Source organism: Sphingobium sp. CCH11-B1, from assembly GCF_001556865.1.
Lineage (GTDB): Bacteria > Pseudomonadota > Alphaproteobacteria > Sphingomonadales > Sphingomonadaceae > Sphingobium.
This window is the reverse complement of the sequence record NZ_LSJY01000214.1, coordinates 31948-57808: the sequence shown is the minus strand read 5'-3', so window position 1 is coordinate 57808 and position 25861 is coordinate 31948. Positions and strand designations below refer to the sequence as shown.

Annotated in this window: 27 protein-coding genes; 17 read left to right on the top strand and 10 right to left on the bottom strand. The window is 64.3% G+C overall.

Translation table 11 applies throughout. The features are described 5' to 3' along the window. Positions 1-181: 181 nt before the first annotated feature. From nadA to AX724_RS22215, 3 genes are read left to right on the top strand one after another with little or no spacing between them, the layout of a single operon-like run. Entirely contained in the window at positions 182-1180 is a 999-nt protein-coding gene (nadA, locus tag AX724_RS22225; RefSeq protein WP_082733642.1) for a quinolinate synthase NadA, read from the top strand. Positions 1181-1184: 4 nt separating this feature from the next. After that, complete coding sequence (gene nadC, locus AX724_RS22220) at positions 1185-2033, top strand: carboxylating nicotinate-nucleotide diphosphorylase (protein WP_066771454.1); 849 nt, start codon at positions 1185-1187, stop codon at positions 2031-2033. Next, positions 2026-2733, top strand: a complete 708-nt coding sequence (locus AX724_RS22215; RefSeq protein WP_066771451.1) for a ribonuclease T2 family protein — start codon at positions 2026-2028, stop codon at positions 2731-2733. Before nadC ends, AX724_RS22215 begins: the two co-directional genes overlap by 8 nt. On the opposite strand, the gene AX724_RS22210 is transcribed toward AX724_RS22215, so the two are convergent. Beyond that, positions 2730-3152, bottom strand: a complete 423-nt coding sequence (locus AX724_RS22210) for a DUF4112 domain-containing protein (protein WP_066771449.1) — start codon at positions 3150-3152, stop codon at positions 2730-2732. The two genes, AX724_RS22215 and AX724_RS22210, sit on opposite strands and share 4 nt — an antisense overlap. A gap of 19 nt (positions 3153-3171) precedes the next feature. After that, a complete protein-coding gene (locus AX724_RS22205) occupies positions 3172-4662 on the bottom strand; it encodes an ABC transporter substrate-binding protein (protein ID WP_066771446.1) in 1491 nt (496 codons plus the stop codon). A 142-nt stretch (positions 4663-4804) separates the two neighbouring features. Here AX724_RS22205 and AX724_RS22200 point away from each other — a divergent pair, with 142 nt between their 5' ends. Together AX724_RS22200 and AX724_RS22195 are read left to right on the top strand one after the other, a co-directional pair. After that, a complete protein-coding gene (locus tag AX724_RS22200; RefSeq protein WP_066771603.1) occupies positions 4805-6232 on the top strand; it encodes an OprO/OprP family phosphate-selective porin in 1428 nt (475 codons plus the stop codon). A 25-nt stretch (positions 6233-6257) separates the two neighbouring features. Beyond that, positions 6258-6557 carry a putative quinol monooxygenase gene (locus AX724_RS22195; RefSeq protein WP_066771443.1) on the top strand — a complete coding sequence of 100 codons (300 nt, stop codon included), beginning with the start codon at positions 6258-6260 and terminating at the stop codon, positions 6555-6557. Between the two features lie 16 nt (positions 6558-6573). Here AX724_RS22195 and AX724_RS22190 read toward each other — a convergent pair whose 3' ends face one another. Both AX724_RS22190 and AX724_RS22185 read right to left on the bottom strand, forming a co-directional pair. Continuing rightward, a complete protein-coding gene (locus AX724_RS22190) occupies positions 6574-7542 on the bottom strand; it encodes a diacylglycerol/lipid kinase family protein (protein ID WP_066771438.1) in 969 nt (322 codons plus the stop codon). Between the two features lie 10 nt (positions 7543-7552). After that, positions 7553-8047, bottom strand: a complete 495-nt coding sequence (locus tag AX724_RS22185; RefSeq protein WP_066771437.1) for a DUF2141 domain-containing protein — start codon at positions 8045-8047, stop codon at positions 7553-7555. A 128-nt stretch (positions 8048-8175) separates the two neighbouring features. On the opposite strand from AX724_RS22185, the gene lptF reads away from it, so the two are divergent. Both lptF and lptG read left to right on the top strand, forming a co-directional pair. Further along, complete coding sequence (gene lptF, locus AX724_RS22180) at positions 8176-9390, top strand: LPS export ABC transporter permease LptF (RefSeq protein ID WP_066771435.1); 1215 nt, start codon at positions 8176-8178, stop codon at positions 9388-9390. A 4-nt stretch (positions 9391-9394) separates the two neighbouring features. After that, positions 9395-10495 (top strand): LPS export ABC transporter permease LptG, encoded by a 1101-nt coding sequence (gene lptG / locus AX724_RS22175; RefSeq protein ID WP_066771433.1) that lies wholly within the window; start codon positions 9395-9397, stop codon positions 10493-10495. Between the two features lie 170 nt (positions 10496-10665). Here the strand turns inward: lptG and AX724_RS22170 are convergent, their stop codons facing one another. Further along, positions 10666-11733: a fatty acid desaturase family protein gene (locus tag AX724_RS22170; protein WP_066771431.1), complete on the bottom strand. Its 1068-nt coding sequence runs from the start codon at positions 11731-11733 to the stop codon at positions 10666-10668. A 150-nt stretch (positions 11734-11883) separates the two neighbouring features. On the opposite strand from AX724_RS22170, the gene AX724_RS22165 reads away from it, so the two are divergent. Then, positions 11884-13041: a hypothetical protein gene (locus tag AX724_RS22165; protein ID WP_066771600.1), complete on the top strand. Its 1158-nt coding sequence runs from the start codon at positions 11884-11886 to the stop codon at positions 13039-13041. A 100-nt stretch (positions 13042-13141) separates the two neighbouring features. Beyond that, entirely contained in the window at positions 13142-13324 is a 183-nt protein-coding gene (locus AX724_RS22160) for a CsbD family protein (protein ID WP_066771423.1), read from the top strand. Between the two features lie 96 nt (positions 13325-13420). Here the strand turns inward: AX724_RS22160 and AX724_RS22155 are convergent, their stop codons facing one another. After that, positions 13421-14785: an alanine/glycine:cation symporter family protein gene (locus AX724_RS22155; protein WP_066771421.1), complete on the bottom strand. Its 1365-nt coding sequence runs from the start codon at positions 14783-14785 to the stop codon at positions 13421-13423. Positions 14786-14886: 101 nt separating this feature from the next. Between AX724_RS22155 and glmM the strand changes: the two genes are divergently transcribed. Genes glmM through AX724_RS22135 form a run of 4 tightly spaced genes read left to right on the top strand, consistent with a single transcriptional unit; the run spans position 14887 to position 17801 of the window. Next, positions 14887-16227 (top strand): phosphoglucosamine mutase, encoded by a 1341-nt coding sequence (gene glmM, locus AX724_RS22150; protein WP_066771419.1) that lies wholly within the window; start codon positions 14887-14889, stop codon positions 16225-16227. Next, a complete protein-coding gene (locus AX724_RS22145; protein WP_066771417.1) occupies positions 16227-16451 on the top strand; it encodes a DUF1272 domain-containing protein in 225 nt (74 codons plus the stop codon). Before glmM ends, AX724_RS22145 begins: the two co-directional genes overlap by 1 nt. Continuing rightward, positions 16448-17209: a bifunctional hydroxymethylpyrimidine kinase/phosphomethylpyrimidine kinase gene (gene thiD, locus AX724_RS22140; RefSeq protein ID WP_066771414.1), complete on the top strand. Its 762-nt coding sequence runs from the start codon at positions 16448-16450 to the stop codon at positions 17207-17209. Before AX724_RS22145 ends, thiD begins: the two co-directional genes overlap by 4 nt. Further along, positions 17202-17801: a ribonuclease HII gene (locus tag AX724_RS22135; RefSeq protein ID WP_066771411.1), complete on the top strand. Its 600-nt coding sequence runs from the start codon at positions 17202-17204 to the stop codon at positions 17799-17801. The genes thiD and AX724_RS22135 overlap by 8 nt, the downstream gene beginning before the upstream one ends. Here AX724_RS22135 and betI read toward each other — a convergent pair. Together betI and AX724_RS22125 are read right to left on the bottom strand one after the other, a co-directional pair. Further along, the gene (betI, locus tag AX724_RS22130; RefSeq protein WP_066771408.1) at positions 17788-18438 is read right to left on the bottom strand and encodes a transcriptional regulator BetI; all 651 of its coding nucleotides are present in this window, start codon (positions 18436-18438) and stop codon (positions 17788-17790) included. The two genes, AX724_RS22135 and betI, sit on opposite strands and share 14 nt — an antisense overlap. A gap of 158 nt (positions 18439-18596) precedes the next feature. After that, positions 18597-18938 carry an ArsR/SmtB family transcription factor gene (locus tag AX724_RS22125; protein ID WP_066771405.1) on the bottom strand — a complete coding sequence of 114 codons (342 nt, stop codon included), beginning with the start codon at positions 18936-18938 and terminating at the stop codon, positions 18597-18599. Positions 18939-19225: 287 nt separating this feature from the next. Here AX724_RS22125 and AX724_RS22120 point away from each other — a divergent pair, with 287 nt between their 5' ends. Together AX724_RS22120 and folP are read left to right on the top strand one after the other, a co-directional pair. After that, positions 19226-20371, top strand: a complete 1146-nt coding sequence (locus AX724_RS22120) for a site-specific DNA-methyltransferase (RefSeq protein WP_066771402.1) — start codon at positions 19226-19228, stop codon at positions 20369-20371. Positions 20372-20462: 91 nt separating this feature from the next. Then, positions 20463-21581, top strand: coding sequence for a dihydropteroate synthase (folP, locus tag AX724_RS22115; protein ID WP_066771399.1), 1119 nt, complete (start codon positions 20463-20465; stop codon positions 21579-21581). 13 nt (positions 21582-21594) lie between these two features. Here the strand turns inward: folP and AX724_RS22110 are convergent, their stop codons facing one another. Both AX724_RS22110 and AX724_RS22105 read right to left on the bottom strand, forming a co-directional pair. After that, positions 21595-22050 (bottom strand): vgr related protein, encoded by a 456-nt coding sequence (locus tag AX724_RS22110; RefSeq protein ID WP_066771397.1) that lies wholly within the window; start codon positions 22048-22050, stop codon positions 21595-21597. Beyond that, a complete protein-coding gene (locus tag AX724_RS22105) occupies positions 22047-22523 on the bottom strand; it encodes a copper chaperone PCu(A)C (protein ID WP_066771597.1) in 477 nt (158 codons plus the stop codon). The genes AX724_RS22110 and AX724_RS22105 overlap by 4 nt, the downstream gene beginning before the upstream one ends. A 185-nt stretch (positions 22524-22708) precedes the next feature. Here AX724_RS22105 and dnaK point away from each other — a divergent pair, with 185 nt between their 5' ends. Beyond that, positions 22709-24607 carry a molecular chaperone DnaK gene (gene dnaK, locus AX724_RS22100; RefSeq protein ID WP_066771395.1) on the top strand — a complete coding sequence of 633 codons (1899 nt, stop codon included), beginning with the start codon at positions 22709-22711 and terminating at the stop codon, positions 24605-24607. 62 nt (positions 24608-24669) lie between these two features. Beyond that, on the top strand, positions 24670-25803 hold the full coding sequence (gene dnaJ, locus AX724_RS22095; protein ID WP_066771393.1) for a molecular chaperone DnaJ: 1134 nt from the start codon (positions 24670-24672) through the stop codon (positions 25801-25803). Positions 25804-25861: the final 58 nt, after the last annotated feature.

Sequence of the window (25861 nt, the reverse complement as noted above, 5' to 3'; positions counted from 1 at the left end):
CACGCAGGCCCTTGCGGAGATCGTCGCCTTCAGCCCCGCCGGCAAGGCCCTGGGCGACGCCGTGACGGCCGGCACGCCGGGGGCGGCGCGGCCCCTCCATGGCTATTGGCCCCAACATCCTTGATCCCTCCGGCGCTCCCGCCTATCTGCGCGAGCATCGAGGCGATACGGAGTTGACAGGGTGGACGCACGTGGCGGCATAGGCGGATCGTTGCAGGGGTTGGACCTGCGCGCGGAGATCGACCGGCTGCGCAAGGAACGCAACGCCGTGATCCTGGGCCATTATTACCAGACTCCCGAGATCCAGGACCTGTCCGATTTCGTCGGTGACTCCCTGGAACTGTCGCGCAAGGCGGCGGAGACGGATGCGGACGTGATCGCCTTTTGCGGCGTGCGCTTCATGGCGGAGACGGCGAAAATCCTGTCGCCCGAAAAGATCGTCGTGCTGCCGGACATGGACGCTGGCTGCAGCCTTGAGGACAGTTGCCCGCCCGCGCAGTTCAAGGCATTCCGCGAGGCGCATCCCGATCATATCGCGCTCAGCTACATCAACTGCTCGGCAGAGGTGAAGGCGCTCAGCGATATCATCGTCACTTCGTCTTCGGCGGAGAAAATCCTCTCGCAAATCCCCAAGGACCAGAAGATCATCTTCGGCCCGGACAAGCATCTCGGCGGATATCTCAAGCGCAAGTTCGACCGCGACATGCTGTTGTGGCCGGGCGTGTGCATCGTGCACGAGGCGTTCAGCGAAACCGAATTGCTGAAGCTGAAGGCGCAGCATCCCGACGCCCCCGTCGCCGCGCACCCGGAATGCCCGCCCTATATCATCGATCATGCCGACTATGTCGGGTCGACCAGCGGCATTCTGGACTTTGCGAAGACCATGCCGGGCGACACGCTGATCGTCGCGACAGAACCGCACATCATCCACCAGATGCGTAAAAGCGTGCCGCACAAGGAATTCATCGGCGCGCCCGGCGCGGACGGCAACTGCAATTGCAACATCTGCCCCTATATGGCGCTCAATACGCTGGAAAAGCTCTATCTGGCGCTGCGCGACCTGCAACCGCGAATCGAGATGGATGAAGGGTTGCGTCTGCAGGCGAAGAAGAGCCTCGACCGGATGCTGGAGATGGCGAGCGGGAGCGTGGGACAGGGCGATCTGGGCGCGCGGAACTGATCCGGTGACGTTCACGCTTCCCGGTTTCGAACTCGACGCCTTTGTCGCGGCGACCCTTGCCGAAGACCTCGGCCCTGACGGCCGGGACGTGACCAGCGAGGCCGTGATCCCCACCGACGCGATATTCGAAGGCGTGATGGACAGCCGCGATGCGGTGACACTGGCGGGGTTGCCGATCGCCATCGCCTTCTTCCGCGCACTCGACCCGGAGGTGGAGATCGAGCAGCTTCATCAGGATGGCGAGAGCGTGGCGGCAGGGACCGACTTGCTGCGCATTCGCGGCAAGGCGCGGGCGATGTTGACGGCCGAGCGGTCGGCGCTGAACACGGTGCAGCATCTGACCGGGATCGCCACGATGACGCGCGCCTATGTCGATGCGATCCTGGGCACCGGGGCGACGCTGCTCGACACGCGCAAGACCATCCCCGGCCTTCGCGTCCTGGAAAAATATGCGACGCGCATGGGCGGGGCGACCAACCATCGCATGGGCCTGTGGGATGCGGCGATGATCAAGGACAACCATGTCGCGGTCGCAGGATCGGTCGAGGAAGCGGTGCGGCGGGCCGTCGCCGCAGGGGTGGAGCGGATCATCGTCGAGGTCGACCGGATCGACCAGATCGAACCCGCGCTCGCCGCCGGGGCGACCCACCTGCTGCTGGACAATATGGATGCCCCGACATTGCGCGGCGCGGTGACGCTGGTCGGCGGACGCGTGCCGACGGAGGCTTCGGGCGGCGTGACGCTGGACACGATCCGCGCGAAAGCGGAGACGGGCGTGACCTATATCAGCGTTGGACGCCTTACCCAATCGGCACCGGCTGCCGACATCGGACTGGATTTTGCCTATGCTTAAGATATTGCTGCCCGTGCTGGCGCTTGCCGCGCCGACCGCCGCTCTGGCGCAGGCGGGGCAATGTCGCTTGCCGGACATCATTTCCCGGCCTGTGGTCGAAGGGCCGACCGAGCAGGAGCCGAAGCGCGTTCTGCCGATCGGCAGCTACACGCTCGCGGTCAGTTGGTCACCCGACTATTGCGCACGGTCCAGGGGCGGCGCGAAGGATGATTTCCAGTGCCGCTCGGGCAATGATTTCGGCTTTACGCTGCATGGCCTCTGGCCTGACGGATATGGCAAGGACTGGCCGCAATATTGCAAGCCCGCCGCGGTGCTGCCGCGCAAGGTGGTGCGCGAACATCTCTGCTCCACGCCGTCGGTCCAGCTGATCCAGCATGAATGGGTGAAGCACGGCACTTGCCTGCCGACCACGCCGACCAAATTCTTCGCCCTGTCACGCAAACTGTATCAGGCGCTTCGTTTCCCCGACATGAAGGAACTCGCGGCGCGGCCGACTCTGTCCGCGCGGGCGTTCGCCACGGCCTTCGCCGCGGCGAACAAGGGCATGAGCGCCGATATGATGCGCCTCAACGTCTCGCGCGAGGGGACACTGAGTGAGGTGTGGGTCTGCATGGACCGCAAGCTGCGCTACAGCCGCTGCCCGTCGCATCAGGGCGGCGTCAATGACGGGACGCAAATTCGGATCGTGCCGAAGCGTTAAGCGTCGATCGTCACCGTCGAGGGATGGTGGCGATCGAGATGCTTGCGGATGATCCGCAGATTTTTGGTGTTCGACTTGAAGAAGAAGTCGAAGGCGTCACCGGCGAAAGGGATCGCGCCGATCAGCGTATCGAAGCCGACATTGGCGGCCATGCGCGTGATATGCCATTTCGACATGCCAAGGTTGCGCGCTTCCCACACGATCCACGCGCCCATGGCCGCCGTCGCCAGGTCGCCCACAACAGGGATAAGGCCGACGAGACTGTCGAGACCGACGCGTCGCGTGGTGCCGGGAATGACGAACAGCCCCTCCAGCATCTTTTCCATCGCCTCGATCCGGCGGCGGACCGAGGCGGGATCGCGGCCGAAGCCGGGCATGTCGCGCACGATGCGGTCGAACTGATCCTGCGAAATCGCCATCCATCTGTCTCCTTCACCGTTAGTTGGTGGTGCGGAAGAGATGGTTCAATGGGTGGCGCGCACGCGGCGACGGTTGAAAGCCGCTCAGCCTTTTGGACACCAGCGACCAGCGCACCGGCGCGCCGAGAGGGATATAGCCATTGTGCGCGACCATCAGCGCCTCTGCTTCCGCGATTCGAGCCATGCGCTCGTCGGCGTTGCTGGCAAGACTGGCGGCCTGAAGCTGGGCATCGGCCAGACCGCTGCAATGCACCTTTCGCGCGCAGCCGACCCGGCCAAGATACCAGATGGCGCTGTCATAGGCGGCGACTTCGTCCACCAGCCTGAGGTCCGCTGTTGCCCGCATGCTGACTCGCTCGACGGTGAGGCCGATCGTGCCCAGGTCGCGCGCCAGCAGGCCGAAGAGCAGCGTCGATCCCGGTCCTTGCGGCAGCGCGATGCGGAGCGGCGGTGGATCGCCATTGTCGGCGCGCCAGCGCGTGACGCTGGCCCGCGCCTGCGCCCGCCGGTCGTCCAGAGAAAGTGCCGACCATGCCGGATCGGTCGGCGGACGCGGAAGGTCCATCTGGTCCGGCAGGATGCGGTCGCTGGTGGCCCAGCCACCCAGGGGGAATACGGCGGGCAACTGGCTCCGGTCGATCGCCATGTTGATCGCGGCGCGCACATTATCGTCGTCCAGCAGCTTGCCCGAGCCTGTAATCGCCAGTCCCAGAAGACCGCGCACAGGATCGACCCGCACATCGTCGCGGTTGATGCCGGCCGGAACCAGGAAAGGAAGATCGGAATAGCGGCCGCCGAGCACCAGCGCAGCGTCGCCTTCGCGGAAGCGGATGATGGCGAGTGCTGGCCTTTCGGCCCGCAGCACACGTGTCTGCCATTCCGGGACGGGCTGATCGTTGCCGCCATCGTCGCCGCTGCTGCGGTCGACCGGCGTCAGGAACAGGCGTTTGCCCTGCGTGACCGGGCGATAGGGGCCGGTTCCGCCGTCGCGGGACAGCAACGCCATTTGCGGTTGTGCCAGCATCTGCAGCACATAGGGGCGGGATGCCGCGAGCCGCACCTCGACCACTTCGCCTGTCATCGGGACAACGGCTTCGACCGCGTCGAACGGCCCGTTGGGGTCGAGCCGCCGCAGCATCACGATCCGCGCCATCAGCATGCGAGCGACATCCGGCGCGGTGACGCGCGTCCCGTCCGCCCAGAAGGCGCGGCGCAGGCGGAAGATATAGCTGCGCCCGTCATCCTCCACGATCCAGCGCTGGGCGAGCGCGGGCAGGATGTCGCCGCTGGCGTCGAACGCGACAAGACCCTGCGCCGTGGCTTCGAGCATCAGCTTTGCGGCAGGATCGGGCAGATTCTGGAGCGGGCGCGTCAGATCGTCACGATCGCCGATTACGCTGACGGCGACGGGACCGCGTCCTTCGTCCGAACAGCCGCTCGTCAGCAGGGCGAGCAGCGCGCCGATGCCGCCCAAACGGCGGGGCGCGCGAAGAAGAGAGGAAATGGTCATCCCGCCATCAGGATTAGCCCGCGATTGCGGCCGCGCCAACCATCGATCGCATCCCGGCCGGTGTCACAAAACAGAAATATAAATGACGCTCAAGCGTAATTAAAACTTCATAATGGCGGCGCGGAGCAGCGAAGGGGAAGAGATGACGTTCCGTTCACGACTGGCAAGGGGAACAGCGCTGGCGCTCGCCATCCTTCCGGCTTCGACCATGGCGCAGACGATCGATGCGGCAGAGGCCGCAGCGATGCGCGCGCAGATTGCGGCCCTGAAGGCGCAGGTCGACCGGCTGGAGGTGCGGCTGAACGGTGAAGCCGGCAGGGCAACGTCGACCGCAACGGCGGCAGCGTCGGCAGCGTCGGCAGCGTCGGCAGCGACGACCCCGGTTGCGGTTGCCGCCGCCAGCGCGCCCAAGGCCGAGCAGCCATCATCGATCGGCTGGAAGGGCGGGCCGGTCTTCACGCGCGGAGATGCCAGTTTCCATGTGAAGGGCCGCATTCAATATGATGCCGGGCTGCTGATGACACCCGCCGGAGTCGACGACCGGGCAAAGGGCTATTCCAACGAACTCCGCCGGCTCCGGCTGGGCGGGGAAGGGCGGCTTGGCGGCGGCTTTGGCTATAAGCTGGAACTGGAGCTGTCGGACAACAGCGTGGAACTGGTCGATACCTTCATTACATATGAGAAGGGGCCATGGCTGGTGACGCTGGGCAATCACAACAGCTTCCAGTCGCTCGACGAACTGATCAGCGACACGGGCGGCGCAGTGATGGAGCGGGCGGCCTTCACCGACGCTTTCGGTTTCGAGCGGCGGCTGGGCCTGTCGGCGCAATATCGGTCCGGCATCCTGCTGGCGCAGGCTGGCGTCTTTTCGGACAGCGCCGATTCGCTGACCAATGCCAGCGACGGCGCGAACGGCGGAGACGAAAATAACAGCTACAGCCTGGACGGACGCATCGTGATTGCGCCCAAGCTGGGCAAGACGCAGCTGCATTTTGCCGCGTCGGGCCATTGGCGCGACCTTCAGCGGCTGGGTGAGGCGCCGCAGCGCTATCGCCAGCGCGCCTATCTGCACAGCGCCAATAGCCGGTTCCTGTCGACGCCGCCCATCCTGGCGGAAGGCGAAACAAGCTATGGGCTGGAATTTGCGGGCGAGCGTGGGCCGTTATGGTGGGCAGGAGAGGCGCACTGGCTGCGCGCGGCGCGGCCGGGCCTGTCCGATCCGACCTTCTTCGGCGGCTATGGCGAGGTGGGCTATGTCCTCACTGGCGAAAGCCGCGGCTACAAGAACGGTATTTTCGGTGTGGTGAAGCCAGACAGTCCCATGAGTGCCGGCGGATGGGGCGCATTGCAGGCAACGTTGCGCTACGACTATCTCAGCCTCAACGACAAGGGGATCGTGGGCGGCACGCAGAATGGCGTGATCGCGGCGCTGGTATGGACGCCGATCGAATATGTTCGGTTCAACCTAAACTACGCGCACCTCGCTTACACCGACGCGGCGATTACCGCCGGCGGCCGGCGCGACTATAGCGTCGATATATTGGGCTGGCGCGCGGAACTGGACTTCTGACGGGCAACGGCCCTAAGGTCGCGCCATGCTGATGATCCTTGGAACCTTCCGCCTGCCCGCCGACAAAATGGATGCGGGCCGCCCTGCCATGACCCGCATGGTAGAGGCCAGCCGGGCCGAAGACGGGTGCGTCGAATATGTCTTTGCCGAGGATGTGGCCGATCCCGGCCTCATCCACGTAAAGGAACGATGGGTCGATCAGGCGGCGCTGGATCGCCACAATGCGGCGGCGCACATGGCGGAATGGCGCGCGGCCGGCGCGGCGCTGGGAATAGGGGAGCGGAACCTTGCCATCTCCGAAATCGGGGAATGGCGACCGCTCTGAGGCCCGCGCAGCGGCTTTAGGCCGCCAGCCGCAGAAAGGGCACCGGCTCGGTCGAGCGCAGGACGATGGGCTTGCCCTCTGTCGCTTCGAACAGTTCGCCGTCGAGGATGACGCTGCTGCGTTCCCCCTCGATCCGGATCATGTCGCCCTGCTCCAGATGGATGCCCTGCATCCGCGCCTTGCCCACGCGGCGGAACAGGCTGGCCCATACGAGGCGCAGCAGGGCGGACAGGCTCTGGTCGACCGCCATCAGCTTCATGTTGCCGCGCCGGCTGCCGCCCGGCTGCACGCCAAGCAGCAGCTTTTCCAGCGTAGTCACGATCAGCACGGAAAAGCGTCCGGCGAGCTGGCCGTCGCGGATCAGCGAGATGCGCACCGGCTTGCTGGAGGGCGGCAGGAAGCGCGCCCGGATGCCGAACAGCAGCGAGAAGACCACGGCGAGCGCGGTGATGAAATGGCTGAGGCCGTTGGAAAGGCCGAGCGGATAAATCTGGTTGCGGCAATAGAGCATCGTATCGGCAAGGCCCGCGCCGCCCAGGAACATGCCCAGCACCGGCCGGCTTTCCGCCTGGCCGTCGGACAGGGCGATCAGTTCGCGGGCGACGACATGATCTTCGACGCCCGACTTGGCGATCTCCAATATCCTTTCCAGCGCCTTGATCGGGTCGCCGTGAATGCCAAGGTCGAGGGCGATGAGGTTCGTCTTGCCGTTGGGCAGTACAGCGATCGGCGGAACCCGGCCATGGAAATGTTCGCCCTGATACAGTTCGGTCAGCGACGCCTGCACCGTTCCGTCGCCGCCGTTGATGACGATGACGGCGGGATCGACGCGGGCGATCGTCTGGAACGCCCGGCCGATCTGGTCGACATGCTCCACTTCATAATGGAAGATGTCGGGATGGTTGGCGCAATAGCTGCGCACGCGCGGAAGCGTCTGCCGGTTGCCCGTGGACTTGGGATTGGACAAGAGCGCGACGCTGACCATCTGGGTTCGATCACATATATTTGAGGTTGATCGTGATTTTCGTCACCCCAGGGCCGGCATAGAAGGCGGCCTTTTCCACCCCGGGCTTGCCGAGGTTGAAGATGCTGATCGACGGATTGTTGGAAAAACCGCCGCCATCACGCGAGATGTCCGTCTTGCCATTGCCGTCGCGATCGTGCCGCACGGCGATGCCGTAGCGGCCCGGCTGGGGCACCGGCATGCAGAAGCGCATCGCGCCTTCGGACGGGCGCACGGCGGTTTCGATTCGGTTGAGCCACTCACCCTTCGCCAACCAGGCGTCGCGCGTGGCGGGATAGGACTGGACCCGCACCTTGCCGGTCGCGGCGGCGAAGCCGCGCACATCGACCAGTACCGCCGGCCCCTTTGCCTGGGGGGCGCAACGATCCAGATCGTTCGAGATTTCCTGCCCATGAGCCATCGCCGGCGCAGAAGCGAGCAGCGCCGCCGCCGACATGAAACCCATTGCAACTTTCAACATGACCATCAGACTCCTGGAAGCTATAGCCACCGGCATGGACCGGAGGCTGAGCCCCTGTTCGCCCCGCAATTGCTCCCCCGTCATATGGGATCGGTTTGCGGCCAAATCATGGTGATGGGACGACGACTTAGAGAATGCTGACCGCCACCGACCGCTATCTGGCCCGTCTCATCGCGGTGCCGATGTTCGCCACGCTGGTCATATCAGCGATGCTGCTGGTGCTCGACAAGATGCTGAGCCTGTTCGATTTCGTCGCGGCGGAAGGCGGGCCGGTCAGCGTCGTGTGGCGGATGCTGGCCAGCATGCTGCCCGAATATCTGTCGCTCGGCATACCCATCGGCCTGATGCTGGGCATCCTGCTCGCCTTCCGCAAGCTGGCGCTGTCGTCGGAACTGGATGTGATGCGGGCGGTGGGGCTGTCCTACGGGCGGCTGCTGCGCGTCCCCTACATGTACGCCATCGCGCTGGCACTGCTGAATTTCGGCATCGTGGGCTTCGTGCAGCCGCTGTCCCGTCACGCCTATGAAGCGTTGCGGTTCGAGCTGCGGTCAGGCGCGCTCGGCGCGTCGATCAAGGTGGGCGAGTTCACGACCCTGGGCAAGCGCATGACGCTGCGCATCGAACGCAGCCGGGACGAAGGCCGCAACCTGCAGGGAATCTTCGTGCGCGCGGTCAGTCGCAATGGCCAGTCAGTCGCGGTGACGGCGGAACAGGGGACGTTCCTGGCGACGGACGATCCAGACACGATCATCTTCCGCCTGCGCAACGGCGTGCTGGTGAACGACGGTCCCAAATATAAGACGCCGCGCATCCTGTCTTTCTCCAGCCACGACCTGCCCATCGACCTGCCCCAGATCGAGCGGTTTCGCGGCCGTGACAACGACCGGGAAAAGACGATTCCGGAACTCGTGGTGATCGGCCGCAACGCCGACACGCCCGACAAGCTGAAGGACGAGGTGCGCGCCAATTTTCACTTCCGCATGGTGGAGGTGGTGTTCATGTTCCTGCTGCCGCTGGCCGCGCTTGCCTTCGCCATACCGCCCAAGCGATCGACGTCCGCACTTGGCGTTTTCCTGTCGATCGTGTTCATCGTAACCTATCACAAGATCAACCAATATGGCGAAAGCGTCGGCGCGCTGGGCCGGATCGATCCCATCATCGCGTTGTGGGGGCCGTTCGTCGTCGCGTCGGCGCTGGTGCTGTGGATGTATCATGTGATCGCTCACCGCCCCGGCGGGCAACCGACAGCGGCGCTGGAATATGCATTCGGCAAATTGGGCAAGCAGATTGCGCGCCTGCTGAAATTCGGGCGGAAACGCAGCCCCGCAGCCGCGGAAGGAGCGGCTTGACCCCATGAACCTGAGTTTCTTTCCCTCCCGCCAGATGAGCTGGTATATGGCGCGGCTGTTCCTGACGCGCACTTTTGCCGTGCTGATGCTGCTGGTGGTGGTGCTCCAGACGCTGGACCTGCTGGGCAACAGCGGCGACATCCTGGCCTATCCCGGCAATGGCGACGCGCAGCTTTGGCATTATGTCGGCCTGCGCACGCCGCAGATCATAGCGACCTTCCTGCCTTTTTCCGTCCTGCTCGGCACGCTGGTCATGCTGGCGACGCTGAACCAGAATAGCGAGATCATCGCGATGAAGGCGGCGGGGCTGTCCGCGCACCAGATACTGGCCCCGCTGATCGCAGCGGCATTGGGCGTGTCGGTCATCAGCTTCGTGTTCAACGAACGGATCGTGGCGCGGTCCACGGCCGCGCTGAGCGCCTGGGAGGCCGTGGACTATGGACCCATTCCCCACGACAGCGGCATCAAGTCCAACCCGTGGGTGCGCGATGGCAACAATCTGGTCAACGTCGCCATCGTCGCCGGGCGCGGCCAGGATGTCCAGCTTCGCAAGATCGAGATATATAATCGCGTCAACAACGCACTGACGACCATCATCCAGGCGCCGCGCGGTCATTATGATGGCGCCAGCAAAAGCTGGGTATTGGAGGACGCGCAACAGTTCGACGTGGCGCGCGGGACCGGGCGCGCGATCGGCACGGTCCGCTTCGGCCATGATATCCGGCCCGATCAGTTCACCCTGGCGAGGGTCGACCCGGACGCGCTGACCTTTGGTGAGTTGCAGTCCGCGATCAGCGACCTGCGGGATGCCGGCCGGCCGACGAGCGAGCTGGAGGGCAATCTGTGGCACAAATTGTCCGGTCCGCTGTCGGCATTGCTGATGCCGATCCTGGGGTCCGTCGCCGCCTTCGGGCTTGCCCGTTCGGGACAGCTGTTCATCCGCGCGGTGATGGGCATGGCGCTGGGCTTCGCCTATTTCGTGGCGGACAATTTCTCGCTCGCGATGGGCAGCCTGGGCGCCTATCCGCCGCTGCTCGCGGCCTGGGCACCCTTTTTCCTGTTCCTGCTGGTAGGTGAGACAGTGCTGTTCCGCACCGAGGAATAGGCGCAAAAAGAAGGCCCCGGCGACCAAGGGACGTCGCGCAGGGCCTTCCACAGGGGGCGTTCCGATCCCAGAGGGGGGAGAGGGGGACCGGAACAGCCCCGATATGGGCGCGGCAATTCCGGTTTCAAGACGCAACTGGAAATCTTTTCGATCCCGCTTCGTAAAAGCGCTCAACGCGCCCGCATCGTGCTTCGTGCGATCTTGCCGACCAGCGGCATCATGCCGGTGTAATTGCCTTTCCGATAGGGCGATTCCATGTCCAGCGTCGCCATCAGCCGGGCATGGGCCTTGCCCAGCGCGTGATAGGGTACGCTCGGCAGCAAGTGATGCAATGCGTGGTAGCGAAGGCCCACGGGGGCCCAAAGAGCGGGCAGCATGGCGGGGGGAGGGACGTTGACCGAATCCAGATATTGCGCCGTGACGGTCATCGGCTCGCCCTCATTTTCCCACAGATGCGCCACCAGCGTCCGCAACTGGTTGACGACGGTCATCGCTGCGTGGACCGCCATGTAGACGAGCAGCGGCTTCCACCCGAAGGCGAAGACGCTGCCGATCAGCGCCAGCGCGACGAAACAGGCGCCCGCCTCCTGGGCTGCCCACATGCGGGCGAAGTCTCCTTCGGGCGCACGACGGCGATAGGAGGGGTTGATCGACAGGGCGGAAAATTCCGCCACCACCTTCGCGCGCAGCGGCGGGATCAACAGCGACAGCGGCGTGAGGACGCCGAAGCGCAGGATGAGACCCACAGGCGCCAGCGACGCGACCAGGATGAACAGCGGCAGCGACCATGGTTTCATAAGCGCGAGCGGCAGATATTCGGGATCCTCCGCCGTGCCGTAGCGGGTGCGGGCATGGTGCTGGGTATGGACCCCTTCATACATGAAGGAAGGGATCATGAGCGGAATGCCCACGATCAGGTTCCAGCCCGCGCGAAAGCCGGGCAGGGCGCCCTTGCGATAATGGGTCAGTTCATGGATGAAGCTCGCCGCGCGATAGAGGGCGAGCATCGCCACGAAGCCGCAAGCGACAGCGATCGCCACATTGTCGACCAGGATCGCACCCGCCAGCGCGCCCCAGCCCGCCAGGGCTGAAGCCAGCATGTCGCTCCAGAAAATGCGGGGATCAGCGACGCTAAATTCGCGTGCCAGATCCGCCGCAGCCCGCAGCATCGCTACATCGTCGGGGATCGCCGCGCGCGCCCGCCGCGCGGCGGCAAGGATGGGATCGTACTTCGTCATGCGGGCCGTCCTAGTCTCCAAATACGCTGACATCATGGCAGCACCATGACATATTCACCATCCCGGTCGCGTCGCGTACCCGCATGATTGACAATGCGCGGACAAGGGTGGAACTGCACCGCCAGCATCGAAATTGCGAAAGCGGCGCCCGTGGCCAACTCTGATCTGGTAATTACCCCCGTTTCCGGCAAGGCCGACATGAAGGCCTTCATCGATCTGCCGTGGCGGCTCTATGCCGGCGACCCCAATTGGGTTCCGCCGTTGAAGGCCGAGGTGAAGGAGTTGCTGACGCCGGGCAAGAACCCCTTTTTCGGCCATGCCGAAGCGCAATATTTCCTCGCGCGGCGCGGCGGCAAGGTAGTGGGGCGCATTTCCGCCCATATCGACAGGCTGGCGTTGGACCAGCCGCCCGAACAGGGGATGGGGCCTGGCACTGGGAATTTCGGCCTGTTCGAGGCGGAGGATGGTGCGACCGCCAAGGCGTTGATCGCTGCGGCGGAGGATTGGCTGCGCGCCAAGGGCATGACGCGGGTGCTGGGGCCGATCTCGCTTTCCATCTGGGAGGAGCCGGGCCTGCTGATCAAAGGCCACGACCATCCGCCGACGGTCATGATGGGGCATAACAGCCCGGCCTATCAGGCGATGATCGAAGGGGCGGGCTACGCGCCGGTCAAGCAGCTCAAAACCTATGAGCTGGACATTACGCAGGAATTCCCACCGCTGATCCAGCGGATCGTCCAGTCGGGCGAGAAGAATCCGCGCATCCGCGTGCGGCAGGTGGACAAGTCGCAGTTCGACAAGGAAGCCGCGATCATCCTGGGTATCCTGAACGACGCGTGGGGCAATAATTGGGGCTTCGTTCCGATCACGGACGAGGAGGTCGCGCATACCGGCAAGAAGCTGAAGCCGATCGTGTTCGAGGATCTCATCATGATCGCCGAGCTGGACGGCGAGCCGGTGGCATTCATGATGACGCTGCCCGACCTCAACGAAGCGGTGAAGCCGCTGAACGGTGCGCTCTTCCCGTTCGGATGGATCAAGCTGCTGTCCTGGCTGCGCAAGCCCAAATGCCGCACGATGCGCGTGCCGTTGATGGGCGTGGTGCAGCGGCTGCAGGCGTCGCGCATGGCGAGCCAGCTGGCTTTCATGATGATCGAATATATCCGTCGCAACGCGGTTACCCGTTATGGATCGACGCGCGGCGAGATCGGATGGGTGCTGGATGACAATCAGGGGATGAACGCCATCGCCGACGCTATCGAAAGCCGTGTGAACAAGATTTACCAGATCTACGGAAAGACGCTGTAGATCATGACCAAAGTTTAATCGTTTCGGAGCCGTTTCTTGTGAAACTCCCTCGGCCGCGCGTCGTTTCTAACCCAAGATAACAACGTAAGGAGTGTTTATCATGGGTGAGACTGTCGACAAGCTGAAGGCCGCCGGAAACAAGGCAGCGGGTGCGGTCAAGGAATCCATTGGCAAGGCCACTGACAATGAGCGGCTGGAAGCCGAGGGCAAGGCGCAGAAGGCCAAAGGCACGGCGCAGGACGTTGCCGGATCGGTCAAGGGCGCGCTCGGCGACAAGATCTGATCGCCTCATCTGAGGGTCAGCAAAGGGCCTCGCTCCTCGAAAGAGGGGCGGGGCCTTTTCATGCGCCTGGCTCTGCTCCGGTCGATGCCGGAGCAGCTATTTCTCCGCCAGATACGTCCGTACATCGCGGCGCAATTCGCCGGCACAGAGATACAGCGCGATCACATTGGGGATCGCCATCAGGAAGAAGCTGGAATCAACGATGCCGACCACCCGGCCAAGGTCGATCGCGGCGGCCGGCGGCAGCGCGACGACATAGAGGATTTTGTAGGTCCATTGCGCCCTGGGCCCATGGCCGAAGAGGTAACCCCAGGCCTGCAGTCCATAAAAGCCCCACGCCACCAGCGTCGAATAAGCGAACAGGAAGACGACCACCGCGAGCAGCCAGGGGAACCAGGGCGACACCTTGGCGAAGGCGGCCGAGGTAATGGCGATCCCTTCCAGTCCCGTATTCCATGTGCCTGCCACGACCAGTGCCAGCCCCCCGAGCGAGCAGACGATCATCGTGCCAAGCAGGGGTTCAAGCAGGGCGACCAGCCCTTCCGATACGGGATGTTGCGCCCGGGCGAGGCTGTGCGCCATCACGGCGGATCCCACGCCGGCCTCGCTGGCGAAGACCGCGCGCCGCATTCCCGCGACGAAGGCTCCCACAGCGCCACCCGTCGCCGCCGCACCGGACCAAGCGCCGTTCCAGATCAGCGCCAGCGCGGCAGGGATTTCGCTGATATGCAGGATCAGGATCGCCGCGACGCCCAGAAGATAGACGGCGACCTTGAGAGGGGTCAGCCGTTTCGCGACTTCCCCCAACCAGGCCGCGCCGCCCAGCGTCACCAGCGCGACGGCGGAGGCCAGGAACACGCCATAGGCCCAGCCATTGCTGATGCCGGTCACCACCTTCACCTGCGCGAAGCTCTGGTTGACCTGCACCATGGGGATCGCGCCGAACAAGGCGAAAAAGGCGTAGGTACCGCCCAGCGCCAGGCCCAGCTTCGGCCAGCCGCGCGCCGCGCCGACCGCCTTTAGCACATACATCGGTCCGCCATGGGCATGGCCGCGCGCATCGAACATGCGATATTTGAGGCCCAGCGTCACCTCCGCCATCTTCACCGTCATGGCGAACCAGCCGATGATGAACATCCACAGGATCGCGCCCGGCCCGCCCATCGTCAGCGCGACCGCGACGCCGGCGATGTTGCCAAGGCCGATGGTACCGGACAGCGCGGTCGAAAGCGCTGCCCACTGGCTGACATCGCCCTTCGCCTCACCTTCGCGCGGTTGCGACCGCAGGATGCGCAGCGCCCGCCCAACCTCAGTCACATTGGGGAAGCCCAGCCAGAAGGTGAAGAACAGCATGGGCAGCGCCAGATAGAGGACGATCAGTTCGATTTGCGTCCCGAGCATCGGTATCTTGAAGAAAACGGCGTTAGACAGGCCGTCGACGAAGGCATTGAACTGGTCCATCGCGCGGACATGCCGGTGGCCGCATGGAAAGTCGATTAAAGATTGCTCATGTTGGCTCTGCCGGGTTGCGAGGGCATGGTCGATCGGTGCATGGAAGGCCCATGAGCAGGCAATATTTTGGCACCGACGGCATTCGCGGCCGCACCAATACATGGCCCATGACGGCCGATCTGGCGATGAAGGTCGGCATGGCGGCGGGCACGCATTTCCAGCGCGGCAGCCACCGTCATCGAGTGGTAATCGGCAAGGACACGCGCCTTTCGGGCTATATGGTCGAAAATGCGCTGGTCGCTGGCTTTACCGCCGTCGGCATGGATGTGGTGCAGTTCGGCCCCATCCCGACGCCCGCCGTCGCGTTGCTCGCTCATTCGATGCGCGCGGATCTCGGCGTCATGATCTCCGCCAGTCATAATCCCTTTTTCGACAATGGAATCAAGCTCTTCGGCCCGGACGGGTATAAGCTGTCCGATGAAGATGAATTGAAGATCGAGGCGTTGCTGGGCCAGGATATCCCGCTCGCGGCGTCGAAGGACATCGGCCGCGCCCGCCGGGTCGAGGATGCGCGCGGGCGCTATATCCACGCCGTCAAGTCGAGCTTTCCCGCCGACCTGCGGCTCGACGGCCTGCGCATTGTCGTCGATTGCGCGAACGGCGCCGCCTATCAGGTCGCACCGTCAGCCCTGTGGGAACTGGGCGCGGACGTGGTCGCGGTCGGCGTGACGCCCAACGGCACCAACATCAATGACGGATGCGGATCGACCGCGCCGCTGCTGCTGCAGGAAACCGTCGTTTCCGCCGGCGCGGACATCGGCATCGCCCTGGATGGCGACGCCGACCGGTTGATCGTGGTGGATGAAAAGGGGCAGATCGTCGACGGCGACCAGATCATGGCGCTGATCGCCGCCAATTTTGCGCGCGACGGCCTGCTGCGGGGCGGCGGACTGGTCGCAACGGTCATGTCGAACCTTGGCCTGGAACGGTTCCTGTCGGGGCATGGCATCGGTCTTGAACGCACCAAGGTCGGCGACCGCTATGTGCTGGAACGGATGCGCGAGGGCGGCTTCAACGTGGGCGGCGAGCAATCGGGCCACATGATCCTGTCGGATTATGCCACCACGGGCGATGGCACCGTCGCGGCGCTGCAGGTGCTGGCCGCGCTCGTCCGCTCGGGCAAGCCGGCCAGCGAAACCTTGCACCAGTTCGATCCGGTGCCGCAACTGCTGAAGAACGTACGCTTTGCTGGCGGCAAGCCGCTGGAGCATGACGATGTGAAGCGGGTGATCGCGCAGGCGGAGGCGGAACTGAACGGATCGGGTCGCCTCGTCATCCGTCCTTCCGGCACGGAGCCTGTGATCCGCGTCATGGCCGAAGGCGACCGGGAGGATCAGGTGAAGGACGTGGTCGAACGCATCTGCGCCGCGGTGGAAAAGGCAGCGGCCTGATGCTGGAGATGCGACCCGATTGCGAACGGTGCGGCATGGACCTGCCAGCCGATGCGCCCGGCGCGTTTATCTGCTCTTTCGAATGCACCTTCTGCGCGCCCTGTGCGGAGGCGCTCGACGATCGCTGCCCCAATTGCGGCGGCGAACTGATGGACCGGCCGACCCGCGTGGGGAAGGCGCTCGCGGCCAACGCCGCGTCCACGGAGCGGCGTTTTCGGGCATGAGCGTCCCGCGCATTCTCATCATCGCCGGCTCTGACAGCGGGGGCGGGGCGGGCATTCAGGCCGATATCAAGACGGTGACCCTGCTGGGCGGCCACGCGATGACCGCGATCACGGCCATCACCGCCCAGAACACGCTGGGGGTGCAGGCGGTGCATCCCGTGCCGACCGAGATGGTGCTGGCGCAAATGGATAGCTGCATCAGCGACATCGGCGTCGATGCCGTGAAGATCGGGATGATCGGCAGCGCGCAAACGGCAAGGGCGGTGGCGGAGCGGCTGGCGGCGCTGGACGGTGTGCCGATCGTCTTCGACCCCGTCATGGTCGCGACCAGTGGATCGACGCTGGCGGACGAGGCCACGATCGCGGCGTTCGAGAAGCTGATGGCGATCGCGGCGCTCGTGACCCCCAATTTGCCGGAACTTGAAGCACTTGGCGGCGAACAGATCGCCATCCTTTTCGACACCTATATTCTCGCCAAGGGTGGTCATGGAGACGGGCCGATGCTGACCGATCGCCTGATCGGGCCGAAAGGGGTTTGCAAGGCATGGAGCAACGCGCGGATCGACACGCCGCATACCCATGGCACCGGTTGCACATTGGCGAGCGCGGTCGCGTGCGGGCTGGGGCAGGGGCTTGATCTGGTGGATGCCATCGAACGGGCACGGAAATATGTACGCCAGGCATTGATGACCGCGCCCGCGCTGGGGGCGGGACATGGGCCTATGGGCGTCCCGCTGGGATTCCACCTTCATGCCTGATTTCGCGCATGAACTCCGCCATCATCCCGGCCTTGTTGCGGGGGTGGACGAAGCGGGCAGGGGGCCGCTGGCCGGGCCGGTGGTCGCCGCCGCCGTTATCCTGCGGCAGGAGGATTGCCCCGACGGCCTTAACGACAGCAAGCAGTTGAGTGCCGCCAAGCGCGCGGTGCTGGAGGGCGAGATCAAGGCGCGCGCGCTTTGCTGGGGCATCGGCGTCGCGAGCGTCGAAGAGATCGACGACATCAACATCCTCTGGGCGACGATGCTGGCCATGACCCGCGCGGTCGATGCGCTTTCCCAAGACTGCGCGCATGTTCTGGTCGATGGCAACCGCTGCCCCAAATGGCGCTGGGCCTCCACCGCCGTGGTGGAGGGCGACGCCAAATGCCTATCGATCGCCGCCGCCTCGATTCTTGCCAAGGAAGAGCGGGACCGGATGATGATTGCGGCGGCGGCGGATCACCCCCATTATGGCTGGGAGACGAACAAGGGCTATGGCAGCGCCCGGCATCTGGCGGCCCTGCGCGAACATGGGCCGACGCCGCTGCACCGGCGCAGCTTCGCGCCGGTGGCGCAGCTCAGCTTGCTATAGCCGAAGCCAGAACCTGGTCCATCGCCGCCGCGACCATGGTCTGCGCCTCCTGCGGGGAGAAGGTGCTGCGATCGAGGCAGAGTTCCAGCCATAGCCCGTCGACCAGGGCGATCAGACTGATCGCGGCGATGCGGGTGCGCGCAGGGCACATGGCCGGTACTGCGGCTCGCAGCAGCCCTTCCAACTGCCGCCGTGCCGCGCCGTACACCTCCGCATGGACGGCAGCGATCCGGGGGTCGGATTTGACGAGGCTCCAGAAAGCGATCCAGGTCGCGAGCAGATCGGGGTCCAGGACGGGCGGGGTGAAATTGGCTTGCAGGCAAGCGCGGAGACGGTCGCGCGGATCGTCCCCTGCTGCGTCGACAGCCGCGTCAAGCGCCGCGTTCACTCGGGCGCCGACATCGGCATAGGTGGCCAGGATCAGCGCGTCCACGCCGTCAAAATAATGAGTGAGCAGGCCGGAGGACACGCCGGCATAGGCGCATATGGCGCGAACCGAGGTGCCGACCACGCCTTTCTCCGCCAGGCACCGGGCGGTGGCGTCGATCAATGCCTGTCGCCGGACATCCGCCGTTTCCCTTACGAAACGGGCCCTTTCCCGCACGATGGTCGATCGCTCGTTCACCTGCATCTGCATCCACCTCCCGGCCGCCGCTTTGACGGCTAATCGGAGAGAAGACAAGAGAGGATGAAGGGATGGTAACGCTAATATTACCAAATATACGGCCAAAGAGTAATGATATTATGATGATTGTCCCAAGCATTGCCGATTATATCTAAGGTGAAATGCTTCCATCAGTGAGCTTCCAACGTTTCCAATGCAGCGAAGCGTTGAGACCAGAGGGCTCCATGCACGGCCATCCACTGGACGACCGGGCCGAGCCCCTTGACCCGAGCGGCATACCAGGTTTCGCGACCGCGGCGATGTGCGGTCACGAGTCCCGCGCGCTTCAGCTTGTCCAGATGGCGCGACACCATGGGTTGGGACACGCCCGCATTCACTGTCAGCGCCTGCACATTCTGCTCCCCCTCTCGCACCAATGTTTCCAGAAGGGCGCGCCTGGTGCCGTCTGACAGCGCCTTGAAGAGCGCGTCGGCAGCGGCATGGCGATCCATGGTTGAGGAGAGACTTGTCATCGATAATCCATAACCATGTGGGCATGAATGGGTCAAGTTTATGGGCCGCCCCACGCGGTTGAAGGCCGTTAACCAAAAAAAGTCCGTCTGGCACGAAGCGTGAGTCTTTTGCATCACACCGCCCGATATTGAGTCTTCCGGCGGCAGGATGACTCAATATATTGTGGGTCTCCCTTCGTTCCGCCGCAGGTCAACCGATATGTGAACGGCAAGGTCTAAACGGCTGATCTTGACGCAGGACTCCCGAGGACTCATCGCTTGGCTTCAAGAGACATGGGGGTTGGCATATGGGTGTGATGGAGCGCGTCGCGGCGCCGCGGCGAAAGAAGGCGAGCGCGCCGGCCGCATTGGATATGGCGGCGCAGATTCCGGTCGACACCCTCCTGAGGGGCGACTGCATCGCGCATATGGCAGCGCTGCCTGACGCCTGTATCGACATGATCTTCGCGGACCCGCCCTATAATCTGCAGCTTGGCGGCGACCTCTTCCGGCCGGAAGGCGGCCGGGTCGATGCGGTCGACAACGACTGGGACAAGTTCGACACGCTGGGCAGCTATGATCGTTTCACGAAGGCATGGCTGCGGGAAGCAAGGCGCATCCTGAAGCCCAACGGCACCATCTGGGTGATCGGCAGCTATCACAACATCTTCCGTGTCGGCACGGCATTGCAGGATGAGGGCTTCTGGATCCTCAACGACATTATCTGGCGCAAGTCCAATCCCATGCCCAATTTCAAGGGCACCCGCTTCACCAATGCGCATGAAACGCTGATCTGGGCCAGCCAGGGTGAGGATGCGCGCTACACTTTCAACTACAAGGCGATGAAAACGCTGAACGACGAATTGCAGATGCGGTCGGACTGGGTGCTGCCCATCTGCGGCGGGCCAGAGCGGTTGAAGCGCAACGGCACGAAAGCGCATCCGACGCAGAAGCCGGAGGCCTTGCTCTATCGCGTGCTGCTGGCCTGCACCAAGCCGGGCGACGTGGTCCTCGACCCCTTCTTCGGCACCGGCACGACCGGCGCTGTCGCCAAGCGTCTCAAGCGCAAATGGATCGGCATCGAACGCGAAGGCGACTATATCGACGTGGCGCTGGAGCGGATCGAAGCGGCGCTGCCGCTTGACGAGAGCGCGCTCACCATCATGCAGAGTGCGCGGACCCAGCCCAAAGTGGCGTTCGGTACGCTTGTCGAAACCGGCTACCTCACGCCCGGCGCGATCCTGACCGATGCCAAGCGGCGCTGGCAGGCGATCGTACGCGCGGACGGATCGCTGGGCGTGGGCGCGGACAGCGGCTCGATCCACAAGATGGGCGCAACCCTGCAGGGCGCGCCGAGTTGCAACGGCTGGACCTTCTGGCACCATGAGGCGGAAGGGCGGCTGATGCCGATCGACACGCTGCGCCAGACCTATCTGCTGGCGAACGAGCCCTGACTAACCCTGTTCCGGTCGTGTCGAGCGAAGTCGAGGCATGGTAGCGCGTGGCTTCTCGACTTCGCTCGAAGCGAACGGCTAGGGAATATCCATGCCCGATCTCCCCTCGCACGACCGCCTCTATTTGAAGCCCGTCTGGTTTGTGCCAACGCCCATCGGCCTGCCGGACGGCAGCGCCGCGCGAATGGGCAACGGCCTCATCTGGTTCCAGGGTTATGAAGTAACGGCCTTTAACGGCGCACGGCGGATCGCGCGCTTTACCGTGCCCGTGGCCGAGTTTGCCGCGTGGCTCCCGACTCTGCCGGACGTGCTGGCGCAACGGGCTGCAATATTGGCGGCGAATATCTCGGCGCAGCGAGCGCCGCTGTCGCTTGGCGACCGCACCATCCGTTTCGACGCGCCGCAGGCGATGGCGATCCTGAACGTTACGCCCGACAGCTTTTCCGATGGGGGGAAGCATGTCGATGATCCGCAGGCGGCGGCGGACGCCGGGTTCGCCATGGCAGCGGCCGGCGCGGCGTTGATTGACGTGGGCGGGGAATCGACGCGGCCAAAGGCGGCAAAGGTCTGGGAAGGCGATGAGATCGCCCGCGTCGTCCCGGTGATCGGGCGGCTGGCGGCGGCGGGCGTGCCGGTGTCGATCGATACGCGCAAGGCGGCGGTGATGGAAGCGGCGCTGGGCGCGGGGGCCTCCATCGTCAATGACGTATCGGCGCTGGCGCATGATCCGCGTGCGCTGGAGGTCGTGGCGCGCGCCGGCTGCCCCGTGATCCTGATGCATGCGCCGTCCAGCGGCGATGATCCGCACCATAATCCGGCCGGTTATGGCGATGTCGTCGCCGATGTGTTCGACCATCTGGAAGCGCGGATCGCCGCCTGCATCGAGGCGGGGATCGCGCGGGAAAGCATCATCGTCGATCCGGGGCTGGGCTTTGGCAAGGGGCTGGCCGACAATCTGGCGCTGGTGAACGGACTCGCCATTTTCCAGGGCCTGGGCGTTCCGCTGCTGTTTGCCGGGAGCCGCAAGCGGCTGATCGGCGCCTTGTCGAACGAGGCTCCGGCGGCCGACCGGCTGGGCGGGTCAGTCGCGCTAGTATTCCGCGCCGCGCAACTGGGTGCGCAGATGGTGCGCGTCCATGACGTGAAGGAAAGCGTGCAGGCGCTGCATCTGTGGCGAGGGCTGGCCGATGCAGGGTTGAGCGGAGTTTGACCGGCATGTCCGATCAAAAGGGCAGCAGCGCCTCATAGGCGTCCAGCCCCGGCTTTCCCTCGACGTGCTGGCCGCGCTTAAGCAGAAAGGCATGGCGCACGATTTCTGCCTGCTGCTCGATGCCGTAGCGCATGAAGGGCTTTCCCGGCACATAGTCGTAGGCGTAGCGGCAGAAGGGGTGTCGCATCAGCGGCAGCCACCATTTGCCGCTGCGCTGCGCCTGCCAGACATGGGTCATCTCATGGATGAAATGCCCTTGCACATGTAGCGGGCTGGCGCAGAAATCATCGCAATAGAGGCCGCCCGTTGGCGCGAACCAAAGATGGCCGTCCGGGGCCATGGTGACGCCATCTGGCTGGAGCGGCCACCATTTGCGATTGTGGATGCGTACGCGGCCATAGTCTATCGCCTGCCTGAACATGGTGCGGGCAAGTACGGTCTCTTCCGCCGTGAGCGGGCGTCCGTTCAATGGCCGGCATGCTCCTCCGGCTTTGCGGCGGGCGCGCCGGCCGCGCCGTCGGGCTTGCGGATCACCGCGTCCACCAGCAGCCGGTCGCCATTGCCCATAAGGAAAGTCAGCTGCATCTTGCCCCGGCTGATCGCGGTGTCATTGACGCCCCACAGCATCAGATGCTTGCCGCCCGGCGCGAAAGCGATCGTGCCCTTGGCCGGAACGTCGACGCTTTCGACCGGCTTCATCGTCATCATGCCGTCTTTGGCCATGCTCTCGTGCATTTCGACCTTGAGCGCATAGTCAGTGATGACACCCCGGATCTGCGCGCCCGAATCGCCGCCATGGGCGACGAAATAACCGGCAGACGGCGTGTCCTTGTTAGGCGACAGACGTACCCAGGCCTGATCGATATAGGAAGGCGCGGGGTCGCCGCAGCCGGTCAAGGCCAGCGGAGCCGCGAGGGCGACAAGGGCCAAAGGTGCGCGCATCCAAATCTCCATGCCAGATATCCATCATTGTCTCGTTTCCGGTCGTTCCGCAAAGCTAATAGCCCATGCTTCTTGTGCCAAGCGAAAGCGCGCCTATATCCGGCATGCAAACCGGCCTTGCCTTGGCGCTTTAGTGAGGTATGGGGCCGTCAACCGCTGAAAATTTGGGGTTATAAGAGGACAAGATGGCAAAAGTTATCGGGATCGACCTGGGCACCACCAACAGCTGCGTTGCTGTCATGGACGGCGGCAAGCCCAAGGTCATCGAAAATGCGGAAGGGGCGCGGACCACGCCCTCGATCGTTGCCTTCGCCAAGGATGGCGAGCGTCTGATCGGTCAGCCGGCCAAGCGCCAGGCGGTCACCAACCCGGACAATACGATCTTCGCGGTGAAACGCCTCATCGGCCGCCGCTTCGACGATCCCATGACCAAGAAGGACATGGAGCTTGTCCCCTATTCTATCGCGAAGGGGCCGAACGGCGACGCCTGGGTCAAGGCCGGGGGGCAGGATTACAGCCCGTCGCAAATCAGCGCCTTCATACTCCAGAAGATGAAGGAAACCGCCGAGAGCTATCTGGGCGAAACCGTGACTCAGGCGGTGATCACCGTTCCCGCTTACTTCAACGACGCGCAGCGCCAGGCGACCAAGGACGCCGGCCAGATCGCCGGTCTGGAAGTGCTGCGCATCATCAACGAACCGACGGCGGCCGCTTTGGCCTACGGGCTTGAAAAGCAGGACGGCAAGACGATCGCGGTTTATGACCTTGGCGGCGGCACCTTCGACATCTCGATCCTCGAGATCGGCGATGGCGTGTTCGAGGTGAAGTCGACCAACGGCGACACCTTCCTTGGCGGCGAGGATTTCGACGCGAAGGTGGTGGAATATCTGGCTGCCGATTTCCAGAAGGCCGAAGGCATCGACCTTACCAAGGACAAGCTGGCGCTCCAGCGGCTGAAGGAAGCGGCTGAAAAGGCGAAGATCGAGCTGTCCTCTGCGCAGACGACCGAAGTCAACCTGCCCTTCATCACCGCCGACCAGAACGGTCCCAAGCACCTCGTCAAGACGGTGACTCGCGCCGATCTGGAACGCCTCGTCGCGGACCTCATCAAGCGGACGATGGAACCTTGCAAGAAAGCGCTGGCCGACGCGGGCGTCACCGCCAGCGAGATCAGCGAAGTCGTGCTGGTGGGCGGCATGACCCGCATGCCCAAGGTGCGCGACGCGGTGAAGGAGTTCTTCGGCAAGGAACCCCACACCGGCGTCAACCCTGACGAAGTCGTCGCCATGGGTGCGGCGATCCAGGCGGGCGTGCTGCAGGGCGATGTCAAGGACGTGCTGCTGCTCGACGTGACCCCGCTGTCGCTGGGCATCGAGACGCTGGGCGGCGTGTTCACGCGCATGATCGACCGCAACACGACGATCCCCGCCAAGAAGAGCCAGGTCTATTCGACTGCCGACGACAATCAGCAGGCGGTGACGATCCGGGTGTTCCAGGGCGAGCGCGAGATGGCGGCAGATAACAAGCTGCTGGGTCAGTTCGACCTCGTCGGCATCCCGCCAGCGCCGCGCGGCGTGCCGCAGATCGAGGTGACGTTCGACATCGACGCCAACGGCCTTGTCAACGTGTCCGCCAAGGACAAGGGCACCGGCAAGGAGCAGCAGATCCGCATCCAGGCATCCGGCGGCCTCAGCGACTCGGACATCGAGCAGATGGTCAAGGACGCCGAGCGCTTCGCCGAAGAAGACAAGAAGCGGCGCGAAGCGGCGGAAGCCAAGAACAATGCGGAAAGCCTGGTCCACACGACCGAGGCGCAACTGGCCGAACATGGCGACAAGGTCGACGCCAGCCTCAAGGGAGAGATCGAAACCGCCATCGCCGCGACCAAGTCCGCGATCGAGGGCGGCGATGCTGAAGCCATGAAGACGAAGGCGCAGGAACTCGCCACGGTCGCCATGAAGCTGGGCCAGGCCATCTACGAGAAGGAGCAGGCTGCCGCCGCTTCGCCCGGGGCCGACGCGCCCAAGGCGGATGACGACGTTGTCGATGCCGAATTCTCGGAAGTGGACGACAACAAGGCGTAAGCTGATAGACTGCCCCTGCTGCTTGTTCGAATGGAGCGGCGGCGGGGGTAGCCGGGAACCATATGACGACCGAACTCGACTATTATGCTCGGCTCGAAGTCGAGCGCACGGCGGATGGCGCGACCATCAAGAGCGCGTATCGAAAGCTCGCGATGAAATATCACCCGGATCGTACCGGGGGAGACGCCGACAGCGAAGCCAAGTTCAAGGCGGTGTCGGAAGCCTATGAGTGCCTGAAAGACCCTCAAAAGCGCGCGGCCTATGACCGCTACGGCCATGTCGCCTATACCAATGCGCAGAACGGCGGAGGCGGCGGCGGGTTCCGTGGCGGACAGGGCGGCTTTTCCGATCTGGGCGATATTTTCGAGACGATCTTCGGCCAGTCGGGCTTTGGCGGCGGTGGACGGCAGCAGCAGCGCCGCGGCGCTGACTTGCGTTACGACATGGAAATCAGCCTCGACGAAGCCTATCATGGCAAGCAGACCGAGATCGAGATCGAGGTGTCGGCGGTCTGCGAGACCTGCGACGGGTCGGGCGCGCAGCCGGGCACCGGCGTCAAAACCTGCGGCACCTGCCACGGCCATGGTCAGGTTCGGGCGCAGCAGGGCTTTTTCGTGGTCGAACGCACCTGCCCGTCCTGCCACGGCGCGGGGCAGGTGATCGAAAGCCCCTGCCGTTCCTGCCGGGGCGAGGGCCGGGTAGACAGGCCCAAAACCCTGTCCGTCTCCATCCCCGCCGGCGTGGACGAAGGGACGCGCATCCGCCTGTCGGGGGAAGGCGAGGCGGGGCCACGCGGTGCACCTGCGGGCGACCTCTACATCTTCCTGCATGTGAAGCGTCATTCGATCTTCGAGCGGGACGGCACGACGCTGTTCTGCCGGGCGCCGGTCAGCTTCACCACGGCTGCGCTGGGCGGCAGCATCGAGGTGCCGGGGCTGGACGGCAGCCGGCACGAAATCAAGATCCCGGCCGGCATTCAGTCGGGCAAGCAAATCCGCCAGCGCGGCGCTGGGATGCCGGTGCTGAACGGCCGGGGGCAGGGCGATCTCGTCATTCAGGTCGATGTCGAAACGCCGACAAAGCTTACCGCGAAGCAAAAGGAACTGCTCGAAGCCTTTCGCGAGACGGAGACGGGCGAGGAATGCCCGGCCTCGACCGGCTTCTTCGGCAAGCTCAAGGAATTGTGGGGCGACTAAAGCCGGGATAAGCGACGTCGCGTAATGAAAAAGGCTCCGGGGAACACCCCGGAGCCTT